The organism is Streptomyces sp. NPDC031274 (genome assembly GCF_055570235.1).
On record NZ_JBVIHP010000224.1, the window covers coordinates 1 to 1,425 of the forward strand.

1 protein-coding gene is annotated in these 1,425 nt (G+C 64.1%); it reads left to right on the top strand.

The features are described from left to right. Positions 1-1,203: AAA family ATPase (locus ACZ5CR_RS45165; RefSeq protein WP_468869452.1), on the top strand; the 1,203-nt coding region annotated here is incomplete at its 5' end. Positions 1,204-1,425 lie beyond the last annotated feature (222 nt).

A 1,425-nucleotide genomic window follows, 5' to 3' on the forward strand; every position in this document is an offset into this window, starting at 1 on the left:
CGGGCCAAACAGGAAGCGGTGACGGAGCAGTCCTTGATGCGGTTCCTGAAAGGGGCCGCGGTTGAGCGGCAGTTCCGTCGTATCGCCCAGGGCAGCGGTGAACGAGTGCGGGGCTTCCGGGTGGCCTATGAAGCGCCAGTGCCAGAGGGAAGCGGCGGCAAACCTGTGGTGCTGTCGTTCGGAGTCAAACCGGAGTCGCTGCCGCCGACGAACATCCACGTGCTCATCGGCCGGAACAGTGTCGGCAAGTCGTTCCTCCTGAACAGCCTGACGCGCTGCATCGTTCACCAGGAAGCCGGCACGCAGCAGGTTGGCCGCATCATCGAAACGGACAGCGACGGCCGCGACGCCTTCTCGAACCTGGTGAGCGTCACCTTCAGCGCCTTCGACGAGTTCCCTTTCATCCACCACGAGCACGTAGCGATCGAAACCTACGCATACGTGGGATTGAAGATCCCCAACAGCACCCGCCGAACCCCGCGGATCAAGACCCCCAAGCAGCTCACGGGTGACTTCACCGAGAGCGTGGAAGCCTGCCTCACCGGTGTACGAGCTGAACGCTGGGCCAAAGCCCTACGAACCCTCCAGTACGCCGGCAGCGGCTTCATCACAGAGCACTGGCTGGCGGACTTCCTCGGAACGCAAAGCGCCGACAGCAGACGCCGCAAGGCCCGCCGCCTGTTCGCTTCCCTCAGCTCGGGGCACAAAGCAGTCCTGTTGACCTTGACCAGGCTCGTCGAGCACGTCACAGAACGAACCCTCGTCGTCATCGACGAACCCGAATCGCATCTGCACCCGCCGCTCCTGGCCGCCTTCATCCGGGCCCTGTCCGACCTGCTGAGTGAGCGCAACGGGCTCGCCATCGTTGCCACCCACTCACCTGTCGTGCTCCAAGAAGTACCGGCATCGTGCGTGTGGAAGCTGCAGCGATACGAGGATCAGCTGGTCGCGGAGCGGCCCATCATCGAGACGTTCGGAGAGAACGTCGGCACCCTCACCCATGAGGTGTTCGGCCTGGAGGTCACCGACTCCGGCTACCACCGCTACCTGAAGAAGGCGGTGCGCGAAAACCTCTCCTACGAAGCAGTGCTCGACCGCTTCGACGGACAGCTCGGCGGTGAAGCCAAAGCCATCGTGCTCGCGCTCATATCCGTACGAGACAGGCAGGGAGGCCTCGGCCCGGCTGTGGAGGAACGCTACTGATGCGCCCTCTCCCCGCCCCCGCGCTGCCTGCCCGGACCGTGTATCGCACCTGTATCAGTACGGCCAGACGGGCAAACCGAGACCGGCTGGAAGCTCTGGAGGAGGCAGTCGCCGACGCTGCCGAACAGTACGAGGCCGCAGCCTCCATAGCCGCCCTGCACACGCTCAAGCACCTAATAGGGAAACCCGGCAGCGAGAGAGCCCGAACGGACCTGGACAACA